This is a genomic window from Novosphingobium colocasiae (assembly GCF_014652555.1).
GTDB classification, from domain to species: domain Bacteria; phylum Pseudomonadota; class Alphaproteobacteria; order Sphingomonadales; family Sphingomonadaceae; genus Novosphingobium; species Novosphingobium colocasiae.
This window is the reverse complement of sequence record NZ_BMZA01000001.1, coordinates 595,657-613,209: the sequence shown is the minus strand read 5'-3', so window position 1 is coordinate 613,209 and position 17,553 is coordinate 595,657. Positions and strand designations below refer to the sequence as shown.

Sequence of the window (17,553 nt, the reverse complement as noted above, 5' to 3'; positions counted from 1 at the left end):
TGACGCCCGATTGCTCAGGCCAATGCCTCTTCCCCGCTGACCGCCGAGATCACCGTCGCGCAGACCAGGTCGCCGACCACGTTGAGCGTCGTGCGGCACATGTCGAGGAAGCGGTCCACCCCCACGATCAGGCCGATGCCTTCGGGCGGGACGCCCACGCTGCCCAGGATCAGCGCGATCACCGGGAGCGAACCGGCCGGCACCCCCGCCGTGCCGACCCCGGCGAGGATGCAGATCGCCATGACGAACAACTGCTCGCCAAGACTGAGATCGACGTGGAAGAACTGGGCGAGGAACAGCACCGTCACCCCTTCGAACATCGCGGTGCCGTTCTGGTTGGCGGTCGCCCCGATGGTCAGCACGAAGCGCGCCACGCGATCGGGCAGCTTGAGCTCGTCATGCGCCACCCGCAGCGAGGTCGGCAGGGTGGCGTTGGAGCTGGCGGTGGAGAACGCCATCACGCTCGCCTCGCGGGTTTCGCGGAAGAAGACGATGGGGCTCTTGCGGGCGACGAACGCCAGCAGCGCCGAGAACACGCCGAACATCTGCAAGGCCAGCGCCAGCAGCACCACGCCGACATAGGCCGCCAGCTTGAAGATCAGGTCCCAGCCGAACTGCGCGGCCAGATTGAACATGAAGCAGAAGATCGCATAAGGGGCCATGCGGATGACGAGGCCGATGAGCTTCATCGACACCTCGAACACGCCTTCGATCGCATCCTTGAGCGTCGCCGCGCGCGGCGTCTGCACCAGCAGCAGGCCGATCCCGAAGAACAGCGCGAAGAACATCACCGCCAGGATATCGTTATCGCTCATCGCGGTGATGATGTTCGACGGCACCAGCCCCAGCACCGCCTCGACGCCCGACTTGCTGTCGTGCGATTTCTCGATGATCGCCCCGGCCGCCGCCGCGCTCTTGTTCAGCAGCTCCTGCGCCGCAGCGCGGTCCACCCCGTCACCGGGACGCAGGACATTCACCACGACAAGGCTGAGCGCCACCGCGATGCCCGAAACGATGAAGGTGTAGATCAGCGTTGCCGCGCCGACTTTGCGCAGCGCGCGGATCTCGCCCATCTCGGCGATGCCGACGACGAGCGCCGAAAACAGCAGCGGGATCACCAGCATGAACAGCAGGCGCAGGAAAATCTGGCCGACCGGGATGGTGCCATAGGCGATCAGCCCCTGCACCCAAGGCGCATCCCGGGCGAACGTGTAGACCAGAAGGCCCATCACGAGGCCGAGTACGAACCCGATCAGGATGCGCCATTGCAAGCCCTTGTGGCCGGCCTCGGCTGCGGCGTTGGTTTCCGCCATGGCTGTCATTCGCGCTGCTTCTCCATTGTCCCGCCGCGACTGTGGCGGGCGGCAGGCGCTATTGTCCAGCCCCGAGGGCAGCCAGCGCGGCGCGGCGGTAAATCCGGGCGAGCAGATCGAGATCATCGACCGCCACCGCCTCGTCGCGCTTGTGCATCGTCGCGTTGCACAGGCCGAACTCGATCACCGGGGCCACATCCTTGAGGAACCGTGCATCGGAGGTGCCGCCGCTGGTCGACAGTTCGGGATCGATCCCCGTTTCCGCCCGGATCGCCTCGGCCAGCAGGGTGGAGAACGGCCCCGGCGGGGTCAGGAACGCCTCGCCCGATATCAGCGCGCGCGCGGTGCCGCCGTGCTTCGCAGCGATAGCGCTCACCCGCTCGGCCAGCCCCGCACCGGTGTGGGTATCGTTGAACCGGATCGAGATGCGCGCTTCGGCGCGTGCCGGGATGACATTGTGCGCCGGATTGCCGACGGTGAGGTCGGTCACCTCCAGGTTCGAGGGCTGGAACCAGTCAGTCCCGTCATCCAGCGCCAGCGCCTTCAGTTCGGCCAGCATCGCGACCAGCTTCGTGATCGGGTTGTCGGCCAGATGCGGATAAGCGACATGGCCCTGCACGCCTTCGACGGTGAGGAAGATGTTGACCGAGCCGCGCCGGCCGATCTTCATCATGTCGCCCAGCCGGTTCACGCTGGTCGGCTCGCCCACCACGATCACATCGGGAACCTCGCCGGCTTCGCGCATATGCTCGATCAGGGCGACGGTGCCGTAGCGCGCCGGTCCTTCCTCGTCGCCGGTGATGATGAAGCTGAGCGTCCCCGCCTCGGCCGGAATCTCGCGCGCGGCGGCGATCATCGCGGCGATAGACCCCTTCATGTCCACCGCACCGCGCCCGTAGAGCAGGTCCCCGCCCGGCGCGCTGCGCACTTCGGGTGCGAACGGCGCGCTGGTCCAGCCATCGCCCGGCGGCACCACATCGACATGCCCGGCAAACGCGAAGTGGCGCGATCCCTCCGGCCCGCGCCGCACGGCATAGAGGTTCTCCACCGGCCCATCCGGCGCTTCGCCGCGCACGAACCGGGTCACCGCGAAGCCGAGCGGGGCAAGCTGCGCCTCCAGGCAATCGAACACCAGCCCCTGCGCCGGGGTGACGCTGGGGCAGGCGATAAGGGCTTGCGCGAGGTCGATGACGCTTGCCGCGGCGGATGCGATCTGGGACATGGTGCAGCCCATCGCACAGGGCGGAACGCTTGGCCAGTGGGGCCAGACCTGTGCCGGAGAGCACGCATGCCCCGGATCGATATCGAGGCGCTGCCCCAGACCAACGCCACCGGTTACCCCGCTCCTTTCGACAAGGCCGTCTCGGGCCGCTGGTATCGCCGCCTCGCCCCGGCGGCGGGATTGACGGCGATGGGTGCCAGCCACGTCGTGCTCAAGCCCGGCGCATGGTCGAGCCAGCGCCACTGGCATCGCGGCGAGGACGAACTGCTGGTGATGCTGACCGGCGAAGCGGTGCTGATCGAGAACAGCGGCCGCACCGTGATCCAGGCCGGCGACGTCTGCGCCTGGCCCGCCGACAGCGAGGACGGCCACCACCTCGTCAACGAGAGCGAGGCCGATTGCAGCTTCATCGCGATCAGCGCCGGACCCGACAACGGCGGCGACTATCCGGATATCGACATGATCTGGAACGAGGCCGGATACGCCCACAAGGACGGTACGCCCTACGAAACGGAACGGCCGGCTTAGGCGGCGTGGGCCGGGCGTGGCCGCCCGAAGAAAGAAAAAGAGGGTCGCGCAGAGACGCAAAGGCGCAGAGGTGTGCGCGATGGCGCAGCCCTTGTCTCTGTTTCCACGGCGAGAAAAACGCACCCTCGGAAAGGACAGCCGCGCTGCGGCAAGCTGGACATCTCTGCGCCTTTGCGTCTCTGCGCGAACCTGTTTCCTCCTTGCGAAGTTTACAAAGGTTACACCTTGTAACTTTCGAAAATCGATATTTTCGATTTTAAATCAGTAACTTGAACAGGAAATACGAAAGTTACACTCATCCGACATTGCACGGCATTTCGGCTTCCAACGATGGGAAAGAGCAGGCGCAGGCGCACCGTTGCGGATTTTGCCGCAAGTGGGGGATGTAGGAAAGGACTGAGGCGGGCGTTGCGCTCGGGATGCACATCCGATCGGCTCGAGGCAGGAAAAGTGGTTCACGCAAAGGCGCGGAGGCGCAGAGGTGTTGCGGGTGGCGCAGCCATTCTCGCCGTTCAACGGTGAGGCACACGCATCGTCGGTAAGGATAGCCGCGCTGCGGCAAGCCTTACGTCTCTGCGCCTTCGCGCCTCCGCGTGAACCATTTTTCTTCTCGCCGCTCTCGCCCACCCCGTCCGGCTAGGCGATAAAATCGCCAAGCCTTCCGGCCCTCCCGCAAGCGGGAAGGCATGCCCGGGTATCCCCGCCCGCTCGCGGGAGGGGAGCGAGACTTGCGTGCGCAGCACGTTAGTCGCAGCGGGGTGGGCCCGGCGTGACCGCCCAGCCGCTCAAGCCCGGGTCGGTGCCCCCACCTCAAACTGCTCGATCACCCATTCCTCGGCTTCCGCGGCGGCGATCCAGGCTTGCATCCATTCGTGTTCCCACACCGCCTGCATATAGGCCTGCGCGAAGCCGGGGACGCCGATGCCGTAGGTCAGGAACCGGCTGACGACCGGGGCGTAGATCACGTCCGCCGCGCAGAAGCTGCCGAACAGGTAGGGGCCGCCCTTGCCGAACCGCGCCCGCGCTTCGGCCCACAAAGTCAGGATGCGGACGATATCGGCGCGCACATCCGCCCCGATGTCGATGCCTTCCACACGCGCGCGGATGTTCATCGGCAGCGAGCGGCGCAGCGGCAGGTAGCTGGAATGCATCTCCGCCACCATCGAGCGGGCCATCGCCCGGGCATCGTCGGCCTTGGGCCAGAAGCGTTCACGGCCCACCTTGTCGGCCAGGTATTCGATGATCGCGAGGCTATCCCACACCACCGCATCGCCATCCCACAGCACCGGCAGCTTGCCGGCGGACGGGGCGATCTCGTCGGTCCCGCTCTTGAGCGCTTCCCAGTCCTCGCCGAGCAGCGGGACGGTCATCTCCTCGAAGGCCACGCCCGATTGCTTGGCGGCCAGCCAAGCGCGCAGCGACCAGCTCGAATAGTTCTTGTTGCCGATGATGAGTTTCATGGGTCCGGGCATTCCTTGCGGCGCAAGGGCCCTCGCCTAACCATCCCGGACTGCGCTGTCGAGCCGGAACGGGCGGCGCGCCTGTCCGTTCCGGCAGGAGCGCCCTGCTTGCGGAGTACCCCCATGCGCCTGATCCCGCCCACCGTGCTGGCCCTGACCCTGACGCTTTCCGCCTGCAACCAGCCGGACGCCCCGTCACCGCAGACGAGCGACACGGTGGCCTTGCCGGATGATCCGATGACCGCGCCGCAAGCCGTCCCATCGCCCACCCCGGAGGAGGAAACGCACGCCCCTCCCGAAACCATGCTGCCCTCGCCCACGCTGCCGCCGATGACGCAGGCCGAAAGGGGCGAGAAGGGCGCGCGAGCGGTCCTGCTGACCTGGGCGCGGGCGCTCGAAAACCGCCGGTTTGATGAAGCCTGGGCCCAGTTCCGCTATCCGCAGTCGAGCCGCGCCGCCTTTGCCCAGTGGTGGAGCCGCTATCGCACCATCACCGTGGCGGTGCCCGGCGGCGAAATGGATGCCGGGGCCGGATCGCTCTATTACACCGCGGCCGCCGTGCTGACCGGGGTGCGACAGGACGGCAGCCGCTATCGGCTGGAGGGCGACGTGGTGCTGCGCCGGGTCAACGATGTGGACGGGGCGACGCCGGCACAACTGCGCTGGGGCATCGAGAGTGCTGACTTGAAGGACGTGGCGGTGGACTGATTACGTCAGCTCCGGTCGCCCCTGCTCCGTTCGTATCGAGCGAAGTCGAGATACGCTGGCCCTGCGCTCACGTATCTCGACTTCGCTCGATCCGAACGGAAATTGGTCGTTATCGTTGCTCAGAACAGCGTCGTAAGCCCATAGAACAGCGCGCCGACGAAGGCGCTGGCGGGGATGGTGATGAACCAGGCGACGATGACCCGGCTCGCCACGCTCCACCGCACGGCGGAGGAACGCCGCGCCGCGCCGGTGCCGACGACCGACCCGGTGATGGCGTGAGTGGTCGATACCGGGATGCCCATCGCGCTCGCGCCGAACACCACGAACGAGCCGGCGGTGGAGGCGCAGAAGCCAGAATGGTGGTTGAGCTTGGTCAGCCGCGTGCCCATCGTCTTGATGATCTTCCAGCCGCCAGACAGCGTGCCCAGCGCGATGGCGGTGTAACACGACAGAACCACCCATTGCGGCACCGCGAAATCGCCGGTGAGGTGGCCGGTGGAATAGAGCAGGACCGTGATGATACCCATCGTCTTCTGGGCATCGTTGCCGCCGTGGCTGATCGAATAGGCGGCGCTGGAGATCAGGTGCAGGCTCTTGAACGCGCCATTGGAAGCGCGCGGGCCAACGCCGCGGAAGCACCAGCTTGTCAGCAGCATCAGCGCCATGGCAATCGCGAAGCCGATCACCGGCGAGAGGACGATGGCGATGACCGTCTTGCTGGTGCCGCTGCTTTCGACAACGCCGAACCCGCCATGGGCGATCCCTGCGCCCAAGAGGCCGCCGATCAGCGCGTGGCTGGAGCTGGAGGGAATGCCCTTGAGCCAGGTGACGACGTTCCAGAACATCGCTCCGATCAGCGCCCCGAACACCACCGCCGGGGTGATGGTATCGGCCGAGACGATGCCCTTGCCGACGGTTTCGGCAACGTGGAGACCGACGAACCAGTAGGCCGCGAAGTTGCCCGCAGCGGCGAACAGCACCGCGACCACCGGTGACAGCAGCCGGGTCGCCACCACCGTGGCAATGGCGTTGGCGGCATCGTGCAGGCCGTTCAGGAAATCGAACGCCAGCGCCAGCGCCACCAGGCCGATCAGCAGCGGCAGGGCAAGAGTGTGGTCCATCGTTGCGGCAGCCGGTCAGGCGTGATCGATGACGAGACCGTCGATCTCGTTGGCGAGGTCCTCGAACCGGTCGACCACCCGCTCCAGCCGCTTGAACATCTCCTGGCGCACCAGGAAGTGCAGCGCATCCGCCTCGCGCCCGCCGCGCGCGTTGGCTTCGAGATAGATGCGCTTGAGGCCCTGCGCGTGGATTTCGTCGGCGTGGCCTTCCATGCGCACCAGACGCTCGGTCAGCTCGTGGAGGCGGTGGCCGTTATCGGCGATCCGGCGCAGCAGCGGCATCGCTTCTGCGGTCAGCCGCGCGGCGTCGACGATGATCGCCGCCATGTCGCGCATTTCGGGCTCGAAATCGGCCACCTCGTAAAGGCTGACAGCCCCGGCAACGTGCTGCATCTCGTCGATGGCATCGTCCATCGTGTTGATGAGGCTGGTGATCGCCGAACGGTCGAACGGCGTCAGGAAGCTGCGGCGGACGGTCTGGAGCACTTCGCGGGTGATATCGTCGGCATCATGCTCGCGCTCTTCGATCTCGCGGATGTGCTGGGCGCTGGAGGGGCCGCCCTGCGCCAGCCGCGCCAGTGCGTCGGCCCCGGCGACAAGGGTGACGGCCTGCTTCTCGAACAGGTCGAAGAATTGGCTCTGCTGCGGCATCAGCTTCTGGAACCAGGCGAACATGGCATTGACCCCTGTCTTGCTGGCCATCTTGTCGGCCATCGCCCCGATCAAACGGGCGGGACTGGCGGCGGCACGGAATTCGCGCGCGCCAAAACTGCGGATCAGCGCGCGCAGGTCATCCTCGTCGACCGCGCTCGCTGCTTCGCCAAGGCTGAACCAGCGCCGTTCGCGCTGGTGCTGCTCGTCCCAGGTGTCGAGTTCCTCGGTGACGGCAAACGGAAACACATCGACATCGGCCCACACCGCCGCGCCCGACTGGCGGCGCTTGCGGTAGCGGTAGGAACCCAGCGGCGTCGGGCAGGCGGCCCCGCGCACGCCGGCTTCCTCTTCCGCTTCGGCGGCAGCAGCGGCATGCGGGGCCAAGCCCTTCATCAGCCCGCCCTTGGGCACCACCCAGCGCCCCGTCCCGCGCGAGGTGATCAGCAGGATCTGGATCGGCGCATCGACGCCGGAACCCAGCGTGCGGTAAGGCAGGACGGCAATCTGGCGAATGGCGCAACCTCCCCTAAAGTAAAGCCGCCCTTCCGGCGGCCGCGACATCGGCGCCCTCCTATGAGAGCACCCGCCGTCATGCAACCGTCACATATGCGTCCAGCGGCGGAATTCGGGTGAAAAGCGCTCTGCCGTGCGTTCAGATTTCCGAATCGCCCAGGATCGCTGCGCGCAGCTCCTCTATGCCCAGCCCCTTTTCCGAACTGGTGACATGGACCTGCGGGAAGGCCGCAGAGTGCTTGCGCGCTTCTGCCGTTGTCGCAGCATAGACCGCTTCCAGCTCGCTCGCCTTGATCTTGTCGGCCTTGGTCAGGACGATGCGATAGCCGACGGCGGCGCTATCGAGCATGTCCATCATCTCGGCGTCCACCGCCTTCACCCCGTGGCGCGCATCGACCAGCAGCAGCGTGCGCTTCAGCACCACCCGCCCGCGCAGGTAATCGCGGACCAGCCGCTTCCACTTTTCGACCACGGCGGGCGGGGCCTTGGCGAAGCCGTAGCCGGGCATGTCGACCAGCCGGAACAGCAGCGGATCGCCGACCTCGAAGAAGTTCAGCTCCTGCGTGCGCCCCGGCGTGACCGAGGCGCGCGCGATCGACTTGCGCCCGGTCACCGCGTTAAGCAGCGATGACTTGCCGACGTTGGAGCGGCCGCACAGCGCGATTTCCGGTGCCGTGGGATCGGGCAGGAACTGCAGCGCCGGCGCGCTTTTCAGGAACGTCACTGGTCCCGAAAAGAGCTTGCGGGCGCGTTCGGTCAAGTCTTCGGCATCACTGTCCACGTCAGGCCTTCGCCCCATTATCGCGCGCGGCGATGCGGGCCTTGTCGTCCGCCTCCTTGGCCTGCTGTTCGCGCAGTTGCGGGTGGCGCGAATAGAGGAACTTCTGCTGCGCGATCGTCAGGATGTTGGAGGTGATCCAGTAGATCAGCAGACCGGCCGCGAACGGTGCCATCACGAACATCATGAACCACGGCATCAGCGCGAAAATCTGCTGCTGCGCGGGGTCCATCTGCGCCGGGTTGAGCTTGAACTGGAAGTACATGGTCACGCCCAGCAGCAACGCCAGCACGCCGATGGCGAGGAAGCCCGGCGGCTGGAAATCAAGCAGACCGAACAGGTTGAGGATATGCGCCGGATCGGGCGCGGAAAGGTCCTTGATCCACAGCACGAACGGCTGGTGGCGCATCTCGATCGACAGGATCAGCGTCTTGTAGAGCGCGAAGAACACCGGGATCTGCAGGAAGATCGGCAGGCAGCCGGCCAGCGGGTTGACCTTTTCCTGCTTGTACAGTTCCATGATCTTCTGCTGCTGGACCTGCTTGTCGTCCTTGTAGCGTTCCTGCAGCGCCTTCATCTTCGGCTGGATCGCGCGCATCGCCGCCATGCTGGCAAACTGGCGCTGGGCGACCGGGAACATGATCCCGCGCACGATCAGCGTCAGCAGGATGATCGCCACGCCGAAGTTGCCGACGAGGCTGAACAGCTTCACCAAGAGCCAGAAGATCGGCTTTTCGAACCAGCGGAACCAGCCCCAGTCGATGGCAAGGCCGAAGTTGGCGATGCCCTGCTTCTCGTAAGCGTCGAGCACCGTGTGCTCCTTGGCACCGGCGAAGATGCGGGTGGTGGTCGCAACCGTCTGGCCGGGCTGCACCACGGCCGAATCGTAGATCAGATCGGCGCGGAAGATGTCGGCGCTGACTTTGCGGAATGAGCCCTTGGCGGGGGCACCCTGCGGAGCCAGCACGCTCATCCAGTAAATGTCGGTGAAGCCGATCCAGTCGGTCCTTCCCGGCTCCTGAATGGTGCCGGCATCGGCGACGGTGCTGTAATTGGTGGCGAAGTTCACCGATCCGTCGAACGCGCCGATCGGGCCGGACTGGACGTTCCAGGTATCGAGGCTGGCGGTCCGGTCAGTGCGGTTGACCAGCGCGAAAGGCTGCAGTTGCACCGGCCCGCTGCCGCCGTTGCGCACCGCCTGGCTGGCGGTGATCAGATAGTTCTCGTCGATCCTGTACGTGATCGCAAAGGTCTGGCCGGTGGCGTTGCTCCAGGTCAGGGTGACCGGGGTCGCCGGGGTCAGCTTCGCGCCGGCGGGGGCGGTCCACACGGTCCTGCCGTCCGGCGTCACCACGCCTTCACCCACCCAGCCCACTTGCGCGAACTGCTGCGCCGGGGTGCCGGCGGGCGAATAGATGCGCACCGGGCCGGAGTCCTTCTCCACCGTTTCGCGGTGGCGGTTCAGAACGAGATCGTCGATCACCGCGCCGCTGAGGTTGATCGAACCCGACAGCCCCGGCGCGACAACCGGAACCCGGCCGGGCGCGGCCAGCGCAACCTTCAGGTCCTGCTTCTCCAGCGCCATGTCGGCGGCATCGCGCAGGCCGCCTTCGCGAGTCGGCTTGGTGGTGCCGGCGGTGCTGGTCGATTCGGCCTGCGGTGCAACCTTCGCCGGTTCATTGGCGTGCGGATAGAAATAGCGCACGCCCGCGTCCCATCCCAGCAGGATAAGCGCGGTGAGAAGCACGGCAAGGATGAGGTTACGCTGGTTCTGCACGAAGGCTTTCCTGTCGCATTTGCGGTCGATAGGCCGTCTGGAAATGACGGCTCAGTCTTGTCCGGGGCAGCAGCCGCCCGGTTTGTGATCGGTCTTCTCGGGGACGGGATCGTAGCCGTGTCCCCCCCACGGTTGGCAGCGCAATAGCCGCCATAGCGCCAGCAATCCACCCTTGATCGCACCATGGCCCCGAACCGCCTCAATGGCGTACTGCGAGCACGATGGCGTATAGCGGCAGGTGGGCGGAAGCAGCCGCGACGGCCCCAGTTGCCAGCCCCGCGCGATGCCGATCAGCAGCAGGCCCGGCAGCCGTGCAAGCGCCCGGATCACTTGCGACGCCCCCGGCCCGATCCGGGCCGGCGCGGCGGATCGCCCTTCCCCGCCGCCGCCCGTTCAAGCGCGGCCAGCAGTTCGGCGCGCAGGGTCGCGAAATCCCGCTCCACCCCGCCTTCGCGGCCGATCAGGACATGATCGGTATCGGCCAGCGCATGGACGGGCAGCAATTCGCGCAGCAGCGCCCGGAAGCGCCGCTTCATGCGGTTGCGGACAACCGCATTGCCGATCTTCTTGGTAACGGTGATCCCGGCGCGCGCGCCATGGCCGCCATTGGGATGCGCCAGCAGCACGAACCCCGGCCGGGCGACTCGCAAGCCCCGGTTAGCGGCGACGAAATCCGCGCGACGGGTCATCGTGGCGTAAGGCGCGGTCATGGGGTCAGGCGGGTATCAGGCCGGAGAAGCCGGAAACGGCGTCGGCCCGCGTCTCCATCCGATCGCCGCACGGAAGCGGAGCGAACCGGAAGGGGACGCGGGCCGATGCCGCATCCAGCCGTGAGGCTGAAAGCTTAGGCCGACAGCTTCTTGCGGCCACGCGCGCGGCGGGCGGCAAGGACCTTGCGGCCACCGACGGTCGCCGTGCGGGCGCGGAAGCCGTGACGGCGGGCGCGGACAAGGCGGCTGGGCTGGAACGTGCGCTTCATGGCAAACCTCGAAAAACTAACCTGCCCCGAAAGGCAACGAATCTCCTCGCCCCTGATGGGACGAGCCGAAAACAGGCCCGGGCCGTTACTGGAGCCGCCCCCCCAAGTCAAGCAAGAGCGCGTGCAAGGGAGCGATATTCCGGCGGCCGTCACCCCTGCGAAGGCGGATCCAGCTTCACCCACTGGCTCATGACCTGCGGACCGAACCAGCGCGCCGAATCGAACGGCACCGAATTGGTCATCGCGTAAAACGCCTCGGCCTCGATCGGGCTCATCCCCATCTGGCGATAGTAATCGAGGTAGCGGCGGTTTTCCGGCGCGGTGGCGGGAAAATCCGAAGGGGCGCGGCCGTCCTCGTCCTGCCAGGAATGGACCGCGAATTCGGCCCCCGGATCGGCGATGCGGCGCGTGCCGGCCAGGAACAGTTCCACGCCGCCGGATCGCACCGAGCCACCGGCAGGCACGTGGGTGGCGATGGCATGCGCCCGGATCAACCGGCCCAGTTGCAGGTTGGCGAGATCATCCTCGGTACCGGGGCATTCGACCAGCCGCAATTCGGTGATGCCCGGATATTGCCGCAGGAGCGCGGCGAACTGCGCGGGGCTTTGCGAATCGGTGACATCCACCAGCGACGCGGTGTGCGCATCGATCACCCGGAACGGGCCGAACCCGGCCACGGCATCAGTCGTCGCCGGGGCAGCAGTAACCGCAGTGGCCGGCAGCATGCGCTCGCCGCCGCTGTCGAGCGGACCGGCATCCGGCTCGACAAGCTCGTAGGCGATGTTCACCAGCGGCAAGTCCCTAATCGACGCGTGAGCCGAAGGGGGGGCCACGATCAGGGTTGCCAGTGCAACGAGCGAGACGGCGAGCGAGCGCATGGCCGCAATCTGCGCCCATGCATCTTACCCGAATCATGAGGAATGCAGTTAAAACGCTGTAAGCCGAGCCCTCAGGACACTCCCGCTGCTCGACAATGGCGGTGCCCCTCTCCAACACTGCTGCGGTTACTTAGGGAGAACAAGCAAAGTGGTCGCTCTGGTCTCGACCGTGGCCTACCTTGGCCTGGAAGCGCGCGCGATCGAGGTGCAGTGCCAGGTCGCGCCGGGCATGCCCGGCTTCGCGGTGGTCGGCCTGCCTGACAAGGCGGTGGGCGAAAGCCGCCAGCGGGTCAGCGCGGCGCTGACCGCGATGGGCCTGGCCCTGCCCCCCAAGCGCATCACCATCAACCTGTCACCCGCCGATCTGCCCAAGGAAGGCTCGCACTACGACCTGCCGATCGCGCTGGCCCTTTTGGCGGCGATGGGCGTGATCGATGCCGAGCAGGTCTCCGAATATGTCGCGGTGGGCGAACTGGCGCTTGATGGGCGGATCATCCCGTCACCCGGCGTTCTGCTCGCCGCGATCCATGCCAGCGGGCGCGAACTGGGGCTGATCTGCCCCGCCGCGCAAGGCGCGGAGGCGCGCTGGGCATCGACCGGGATCGGCGGCATCCCGATCGTCGCCGCGCCGGACCTCATCAGCCTGCTCAACCACTTGCGCGGTCGGCAAGTCCTGCCGGTGCCGGCTCCGGGGCGGGTCGATCCGCCGGTGCGCGGAGCCGATCTGAAGCAGGTCAAAGGGCAGGAAACCGCCAAGCGCGCGCTGGAAATCGCGGCGGCGGGGGCACACAATCTGCTGATGATCGGGCCGCCGGGGGCCGGCAAGTCGCTGCTCGCCAGTTGCCTGCCGGGGGTCCTGCCCGATCTGTCGTCGGCCGAAGCGCTCGAAGTGTCGATGATCGCGAGCGTCGCCGGTACGCTGGAAGAAGGCGCGATCAGCCGTTCGCGCCCGTATCGCGCGCCGCATCACTCGGCATCGATGGCGGCGCTGACCGGGGGCGGCCTGAAAGTGCGGCCGGGCGAGGTATCGATGGCGCACCTCGGCGTCCTGTTCCTCGACGAACTGCCCGAATTCCAGCGCGCGGTGCTCGATTCGCTGCGCCAGCCGCTGGAGGTGGGCGAAGTGACCGTGGCGCGGGCCAACGCCCACGTGACCTACCCGGCGCGGGTGCAACTGGTCGCGGCGATGAATCCATGCCGGTGCGGCCACCTCGGCAACGCCGCCCTCGCCTGCAGCCGCGCACCGCGTTGCGCCGCCGATTATCAGGGCAAGGTATCGGGCCCGCTGCTCGATCGCATCGACCTGCATGTGGAAGTCGATCCGGTGCGCGCGGCGGACCTGACCCTCCCCCCGCCGGCCGAAGGCAGCGCCGAAGTCGCCGCCCGTGTCGCCCGTGCCCGCGCCCTGCAGACCGCCCGGCTGGAAGGCACCCGCTTTCGCACCAATGCAGAACTGGAGGGCGAGCTGCTGGATGCCCATGCCACGCCTGACGAACCCGGCCGCCGCCTGCTGATGCAGGCCGCCGAGGCCCTGCACCTGTCAGCGCGGGGTTACACACGCATCCTGCGAGTGGCCCGCACCATCGCCGATCTGGGCGGACAGGAAGGCATCACCCGCGTTCATGTGGCAGAGGCGCTCAGTTACCGCAGGCAGGCACCGAGGGCGTGAAGCGCTTCGCGCGACGATCGTTACACCCCTGTTGCGTCGATTACGGCCGCTCGGTCTCCGCCACGTCCAGTTGCCGCAACACTTCACGGATCGCCTCCGGCGCGCTCGCAAAGCCGAGGTGCGAGCAGCGCAAGGCAACTGCGCGATCGCGTTCGCCGGGCCAGCCGGCAGCGCTGCGCGGATGAATCACGCCATCGCGCGGGCTCCACAGGGCGATGGTCGGCACCGGCGGCTTGGCGGTGAAATCGCATTCGACCGGCGGCGCATCCACCGCGTGGCCCGTGACCACCTGATAGGCGCGCCAGGCATTGTTGGCGCGCGGATCGCCGGAAAACGGGGTGCCCATCGTAATCACCTTGGCGACGAGGCGCGGTTCGCGCCGCGCGATCTCGCGCGCGAACAGGCCGCCGAGACTCCAGCCGACCAGCGCCACCGGCGTGCCGTGCCAGCGCGCGATGGTCGCCACCCGGCGCATGAGCAGCGCGAAGTTCTGCGGCGTCGGCCCGAAGTTGAAGCCCAGCCCCCAATCGTGGACCGCGTGGCCCGCCTGTTCCAGCGCGCGGGCCATCGGCTCCATCCGTTTGGGGTGGGCACCGAAGCCGGGGAGCAGGATCACCGGCAGCGGCCGGAGTGCGCGCGGTGCCTCGAACGGGGCGGCGCGCCCGCGCCGCAACCCCTTCAGTTCGGACAGGAACAGCGGCAGCGGCGGGGCCTTCACCCCTTCCGGACGCGGCTGGCGCAGCAGCGCGCTGCGCCGCACGCCTTCGTTCCAGAACCGGGTGATCGAACCAGCCGTAGCCATGCGCCTTGAACCTGCGAAAGTGCCGAAATGCCTTTGCTATCGCGCGGCTGCTGACTGCGCGATGAAGCATCGGCCTTTCCGCAGGCGGCCTGTCCCGTCAACAGACGGACGCAAGTGTCATCGAACTGCCATAAACGTCGCAGGCGCAGCAGCGCCCGGTTTTCAGCCGCCGGTCTTGCAATCGCCCAGCCGCGCGGTGGTCATGTGCATGGTCATCTTCATATCGCCCATCGGGTTCTTCGAACCCGCCTGATCGATGCTGACCGTGACATCCGATCCGTTCGACGAAACCTTGCCGTTCAGCGCGATCGTCGCCGTGCCCTCGTTCGGGTTCTTGCAGTTCATCACCGCATCCAGCGTCCCGCCCGAAACGTCGAAACGGGAATAGGAGCATTCGCCGCCCTTGCCCACTTCATCGAACATGTCCTTGAAGCCCTTTTCGGAATCGGCCGGGGTCAGGCAGAACGTGCGTTCCTGGCTGGCCTTCATCATGCCCTTCATCGCCTCGGCCTGCTTCGGGTCCATGCCGGGGATGTCGAGCCGGGTAACTTCCATCGTCTGCTTGTATTCGCCCGGATCGGGGCGATCGAGCTTCTTCGCCTCTTCCTGCGCCTCGGCCATGGTCTTGGGGCCGGTGTCCTTGGCGGCATCGGTGCCCGCGTCCTTCGATCCGCAGGCGGACAGCGCCAGCGCGGCGGCGATCAGCGTGGCGCAAGTATAGGCAGGCTTCATCCAGGTTCTCCCCCATCGGCGACCAGCCGTCGCCATCTCCTGCCACGGCTAACACCGCGCAGGCCCGCTGCCAATGTGAGATCGGCCACGGGCAACGACGTTGCGGCGGCGGGTGATATACCCCATATGTTCCGCCATGGCAGAGATCATCATTCGCCGCGGCCTGGAAGAGCCCGACACCTCGGGCGGCTTCGTTCCCCACAAGCCCGCCCGCCCCGAAAAATCGCTGCCCGGCAGGCGGCTTGAAATCGTCTCGGAATACGAACCCGCCGGCGACCAGCCGACCGCGATCGCCGATCTCGTCGCCGGCATCCGGGGCGAGAACGGGGGCGAGGGGGAGAAGACCCAGGTGCTGCTCGGCGTCACCGGATCGGGCAAGACCTTCACGATGGCCAAGGTGATCGAGGAACTGCAGCGCCCGGCCCTGATCCTCGCCCCGAACAAGATCCTGGCCGCGCAGCTCTATGGCGAAATGAAGGACTTCTTCCCGAACAACGCGGTGGAATATTTCGTTTCCTATTACGACTATTACCAGCCCGAAGCCTATGTGCCCCGGTCCGACACCTACATCGAGAAGGAAAGCTCGGTGAACGAGGCGATCGACCGCATGCGCCATTCCGCCACACGGGCGCTGCTGGAGCGGGACGACGTGATTATCGTCGCCTCGGTTTCGTGCCTTTACGGCATCGGCTCGGTCGAGACCTATTCCGCGATGATCTTCGACCTCAAGGCGGGTGAGACGCAGGACCAGCGCGAGATCATCAGGAAGCTCGTGGCGCTGCAATACAAGCGCAATGACGCCGCCTTCGCGCGCGGCAACTTCCGGGTGCGCGGCGACAATCTGGAACTGTTCCCCAGCCACCTGGAGGACACCGCCTGGCGCATCAGCTTCTTCGGCGACGAGATCGAGGAGATCGCCGAGTTCGACCCGCTGACCGGCAAGAAAAGCGCCACGCTGGAAAAAGTGCGGGTCTACGCCAATTCGCACTACGTCACCCCCGGCCCGACGATGAAGCAGGCCAGCGAAGCGATCCGGTTCGAACTAACCGAACGGCTGAAGGAGCTGGAGGCCGAGGGCCGGCTTCTGGAAGCGCAGCGGCTGGAACAGCGTACCAACTTCGACCTGGAGATGATCGCCGCCACCGGATCGTGCAACGGCATCGAGAACTATTCCCGGTTCCTCACCGGTCGCCTGCCCGGCGAACCGCCGCCGACGCTGTTCGAGTACCTGCCCGACAACGCGCTGCTGTTCGTCGATGAAAGCCACCAGACGGTGCCGCAAGTGGGCGCGATGGCGCGGGGTGACCACCGGCGCAAGATCACGCTGGCCGAATATGGCTTCCGCCTGCCCAGTTGCATCGACAACCGGCCGCTGCGCTTCAACGAATGGGACGCGATGCGGCCGCAGACCGTGGCCGTTTCGGCCACCCCGGGCGGCTGGGAACTGGAACAGTCAGGCGGTGTCTTCGCCGAACAGGTCATCCGCCCGACCGGACTGATCGACCCGCCGGTGACCATCCGCCCGGTCGAGGACCAGGTGCAGGACTGCATCACCGAATGCAAGGCGACCGCCGCCAAGGGCTATCGCACCCTCGTCACCACCCTCACCAAGCGCATGGCAGAGGACCTGACCGAGTTCATGCACGAGGCCGGGGTGCGGGTGCGCTACATGCATTCCGACGTCGAGACGCTGGAACGCATCGAACTGATCCGCGACTTGCGGATGGGCGTCTATGACGTGCTGGTCGGCATCAACCTGCTGCGCGAGGGGCTCGACATTCCCGAGTGCGGGCTGGTCTGCATCCTCGATGCCGACAAGGAGGGGTTCCTGCGCAGCGAGACGAGCCTGATCCAGACCATCGGCCGCGCCGCGCGCAACGTGGACGGCCGGGTGATCCTCTATGCCGACCGGATGACCGGCAGCATGGAACGCGCCATCGCCGAAACCGACCGCCGCCGCGCCCGGCAGGAGGAATTCAACACGCTTCACGGGATCACCCCGCAAACCATCAAGCGCCGCATTGCCGATATCGTCGCCGATACCGCCAGCCGCGACGGCGTGGTGGTCGATCTGGAGGACGATGGCGTCAACAACCTCGTCGGCCACAACCTGCGCGGCTACATCGAAGACCTCGAGAAACGCATGCGCGCGGCGGCGGCGGACCTGGAGTTCGAAGAGGCGGGCCGGTTGCGGGATGAGATCAGGCGGCTGGAGGCGACGGAGCTGGGCTTGCCGGACACCGAACACCGCGCGCCGAAAGTGGGGCGCAGTAACGAGGGCAAGCCGGGGACGCGCAAGGGGCGTTTTGGCAGGGAGAGCAAGCGGAAGTTTGGGAGGTGACAAGTTGTCGTCCCAAAAATCCAACTCCTGCGAGCGTAAAGATGTTGCTGCATCAAAAAAATGTGATTCATAGGAAGC

17 protein-coding genes are annotated in these 17,553 nt (G+C 66.6%); 4 read left to right on the top strand and 13 right to left on the bottom strand.

The genetic code is table 11. From position 1 onward, the window contains the following. Positions 1–14: 14 nt before the first annotated feature. A complete protein-coding gene (locus IE122_RS03045; RefSeq protein WP_189619761.1) occupies positions 15–1,313 on the bottom strand; it encodes a dicarboxylate/amino acid:cation symporter in 1,299 nt (432 codons plus the stop codon). 58 nt (positions 1,314–1,371) lie between these two features. Continuing rightward, entirely contained in the window at positions 1,372–2,535 is a 1,164-nt protein-coding gene (gene dapE / locus IE122_RS03040; protein WP_189619582.1) for a succinyl-diaminopimelate desuccinylase, read from the bottom strand. A 66-nt stretch (positions 2,536–2,601) separates the two neighbouring features. Here dapE and IE122_RS03035 point away from each other — a divergent pair, with 66 nt between their 5' ends. Beyond that, positions 2,602–3,063 (top strand): cupin domain-containing protein, encoded by a 462-nt coding sequence (locus IE122_RS03035; RefSeq protein WP_189619581.1) that lies wholly within the window; start codon positions 2,602–2,604, stop codon positions 3,061–3,063. 785 nt (positions 3,064–3,848) lie between these two features. On the opposite strand, the gene IE122_RS03030 is transcribed toward IE122_RS03035, so the two are convergent. After that, positions 3,849–4,523 carry a glutathione S-transferase family protein gene (locus IE122_RS03030; RefSeq protein WP_189619580.1) on the bottom strand — a complete coding sequence of 225 codons (675 nt, stop codon included), beginning with the start codon at positions 4,521–4,523 and terminating at the stop codon, positions 3,849–3,851. A 108-nt stretch (positions 4,524–4,631) separates the two neighbouring features. Between IE122_RS03030 and IE122_RS03025 the strand changes: the two genes are divergently transcribed. Continuing rightward, the gene (locus IE122_RS03025) at positions 4,632–5,231 is read left to right on the top strand and encodes a hypothetical protein (RefSeq protein WP_189619579.1); all 600 of its coding nucleotides are present in this window, start codon (positions 4,632–4,634) and stop codon (positions 5,229–5,231) included. Between the two features lie 119 nt (positions 5,232–5,350). Here IE122_RS03025 and IE122_RS03020 read toward each other — a convergent pair whose 3' ends face one another. From IE122_RS03020 to IE122_RS02985, 8 genes are all read right to left on the bottom strand, one after another. Further along, the gene (locus IE122_RS03020) at positions 5,351–6,352 is read right to left on the bottom strand and encodes an inorganic phosphate transporter (protein ID WP_189619578.1); all 1,002 of its coding nucleotides are present in this window, start codon (positions 6,350–6,352) and stop codon (positions 5,351–5,353) included. A gap of 15 nt (positions 6,353–6,367) precedes the next feature. Then, a complete protein-coding gene (locus tag IE122_RS03015; RefSeq protein WP_189619760.1) occupies positions 6,368–7,519 on the bottom strand; it encodes a DUF47 family protein in 1,152 nt (383 codons plus the stop codon). Positions 7,520–7,658: 139 nt separating this feature from the next. Beyond that, the gene (gene yihA / locus IE122_RS03010) at positions 7,659–8,318 is read right to left on the bottom strand and encodes a ribosome biogenesis GTP-binding protein YihA/YsxC (protein ID WP_189619577.1); all 660 of its coding nucleotides are present in this window, start codon (positions 8,316–8,318) and stop codon (positions 7,659–7,661) included. Next, on the bottom strand, positions 8,302–10,074 hold the full coding sequence (gene yidC / locus IE122_RS03005; RefSeq protein ID WP_189619576.1) for a membrane protein insertase YidC: 1,773 nt from the start codon (positions 10,072–10,074) through the stop codon (positions 8,302–8,304). The genes yihA and yidC overlap by 17 nt, the downstream gene beginning before the upstream one ends. A gap of 51 nt (positions 10,075–10,125) precedes the next feature. After that, positions 10,126–10,383, bottom strand: a complete 258-nt coding sequence (gene yidD, locus IE122_RS03000; RefSeq protein ID WP_189619759.1) for a membrane protein insertion efficiency factor YidD — start codon at positions 10,381–10,383, stop codon at positions 10,126–10,128. A gap of 17 nt (positions 10,384–10,400) precedes the next feature. Next, a complete protein-coding gene (gene rnpA / locus IE122_RS02995; protein ID WP_189619575.1) occupies positions 10,401–10,784 on the bottom strand; it encodes a ribonuclease P protein component in 384 nt (127 codons plus the stop codon). 134 nt (positions 10,785–10,918) lie between these two features. Further along, entirely contained in the window at positions 10,919–11,053 is a 135-nt protein-coding gene (gene rpmH, locus IE122_RS02990) for a 50S ribosomal protein L34 (protein ID WP_011444236.1), read from the bottom strand. A gap of 149 nt (positions 11,054–11,202) precedes the next feature. Further along, positions 11,203–11,931 (bottom strand): alpha/beta hydrolase, encoded by a 729-nt coding sequence (locus tag IE122_RS02985; protein WP_189619574.1) that lies wholly within the window; start codon positions 11,929–11,931, stop codon positions 11,203–11,205. Positions 11,932–12,079: 148 nt separating this feature from the next. On the opposite strand from IE122_RS02985, the gene IE122_RS02980 reads away from it, so the two are divergent. Next, the gene (locus IE122_RS02980; RefSeq protein ID WP_189619573.1) at positions 12,080–13,600 is read left to right on the top strand and encodes a YifB family Mg chelatase-like AAA ATPase; all 1,521 of its coding nucleotides are present in this window, start codon (positions 12,080–12,082) and stop codon (positions 13,598–13,600) included. A gap of 40 nt (positions 13,601–13,640) precedes the next feature. Here IE122_RS02980 and IE122_RS02975 read toward each other — a convergent pair whose 3' ends face one another. Beyond that, a complete protein-coding gene (locus tag IE122_RS02975; protein WP_189619572.1) occupies positions 13,641–14,402 on the bottom strand; it encodes an esterase/lipase family protein in 762 nt (253 codons plus the stop codon). Positions 14,403–14,564: 162 nt separating this feature from the next. Next, positions 14,565–15,134 carry a DUF3617 domain-containing protein gene (locus IE122_RS02970; RefSeq protein ID WP_189619571.1) on the bottom strand — a complete coding sequence of 190 codons (570 nt, stop codon included), beginning with the start codon at positions 15,132–15,134 and terminating at the stop codon, positions 14,565–14,567. Between the two features lie 136 nt (positions 15,135–15,270). On the opposite strand from IE122_RS02970, the gene uvrB reads away from it, so the two are divergent. Next, positions 15,271–17,475: an excinuclease ABC subunit UvrB gene (uvrB, locus tag IE122_RS02965; RefSeq protein WP_189619570.1), complete on the top strand. Its 2,205-nt coding sequence runs from the start codon at positions 15,271–15,273 to the stop codon at positions 17,473–17,475. The last annotated feature ends 78 nt before the right edge of the window (positions 17,476–17,553 follow it).

Excerpts from the sequence above, each read along its gene's own strand:
- rnpA (WP_189619575.1), bottom strand. The coding sequence starts at position 10,784 with ATGACCGCGCCTTACGCCACGATGACCCGTCGCGCGGATTTCGTCGCC.
- IE122_RS03045 (WP_189619761.1), bottom strand. The coding sequence starts at position 1,313 with ATGGCGGAAACCAACGCCGCAGCCGAGGCCGGCCACAAGGGCTTGCAA.
- yihA (WP_189619577.1), bottom strand. The coding sequence starts at position 8,318 with ATGGGGCGAAGGCCTGACGTGGACAGTGATGCCGAAGACTTGACCGAA.
- rpmH (WP_011444236.1), bottom strand. The coding sequence starts at position 11,053 with ATGAAGCGCACGTTCCAGCCCAGCCGCCTTGTCCGCGCCCGCCGTCAC.
- uvrB (WP_189619570.1), top strand. The coding sequence starts at position 15,271 with ATGGCAGAGATCATCATTCGCCGCGGCCTGGAAGAGCCCGACACCTCG.
- dapE (WP_189619582.1), bottom strand. The coding sequence starts at position 2,535 with ATGTCCCAGATCGCATCCGCCGCGGCAAGCGTCATCGACCTCGCGCAA.
- IE122_RS02985 (WP_189619574.1), bottom strand. The coding sequence starts at position 11,931 with ATGCGCTCGCTCGCCGTCTCGCTCGTTGCACTGGCAACCCTGATCGTG.
- IE122_RS02970 (WP_189619571.1), bottom strand. The coding sequence starts at position 15,134 with ATGAAGCCTGCCTATACTTGCGCCACGCTGATCGCCGCCGCGCTGGCG.
- IE122_RS03030 (WP_189619580.1), bottom strand. The coding sequence starts at position 4,523 with ATGAAACTCATCATCGGCAACAAGAACTATTCGAGCTGGTCGCTGCGC.
- IE122_RS03035 (WP_189619581.1), top strand. The coding sequence starts at position 2,602 with ATGCCCCGGATCGATATCGAGGCGCTGCCCCAGACCAACGCCACCGGT.
- IE122_RS02975 (WP_189619572.1), bottom strand. The coding sequence starts at position 14,402 with ATGGCTACGGCTGGTTCGATCACCCGGTTCTGGAACGAAGGCGTGCGG.
- IE122_RS03020 (WP_189619578.1), bottom strand. The coding sequence starts at position 6,352 with ATGGACCACACTCTTGCCCTGCCGCTGCTGATCGGCCTGGTGGCGCTG.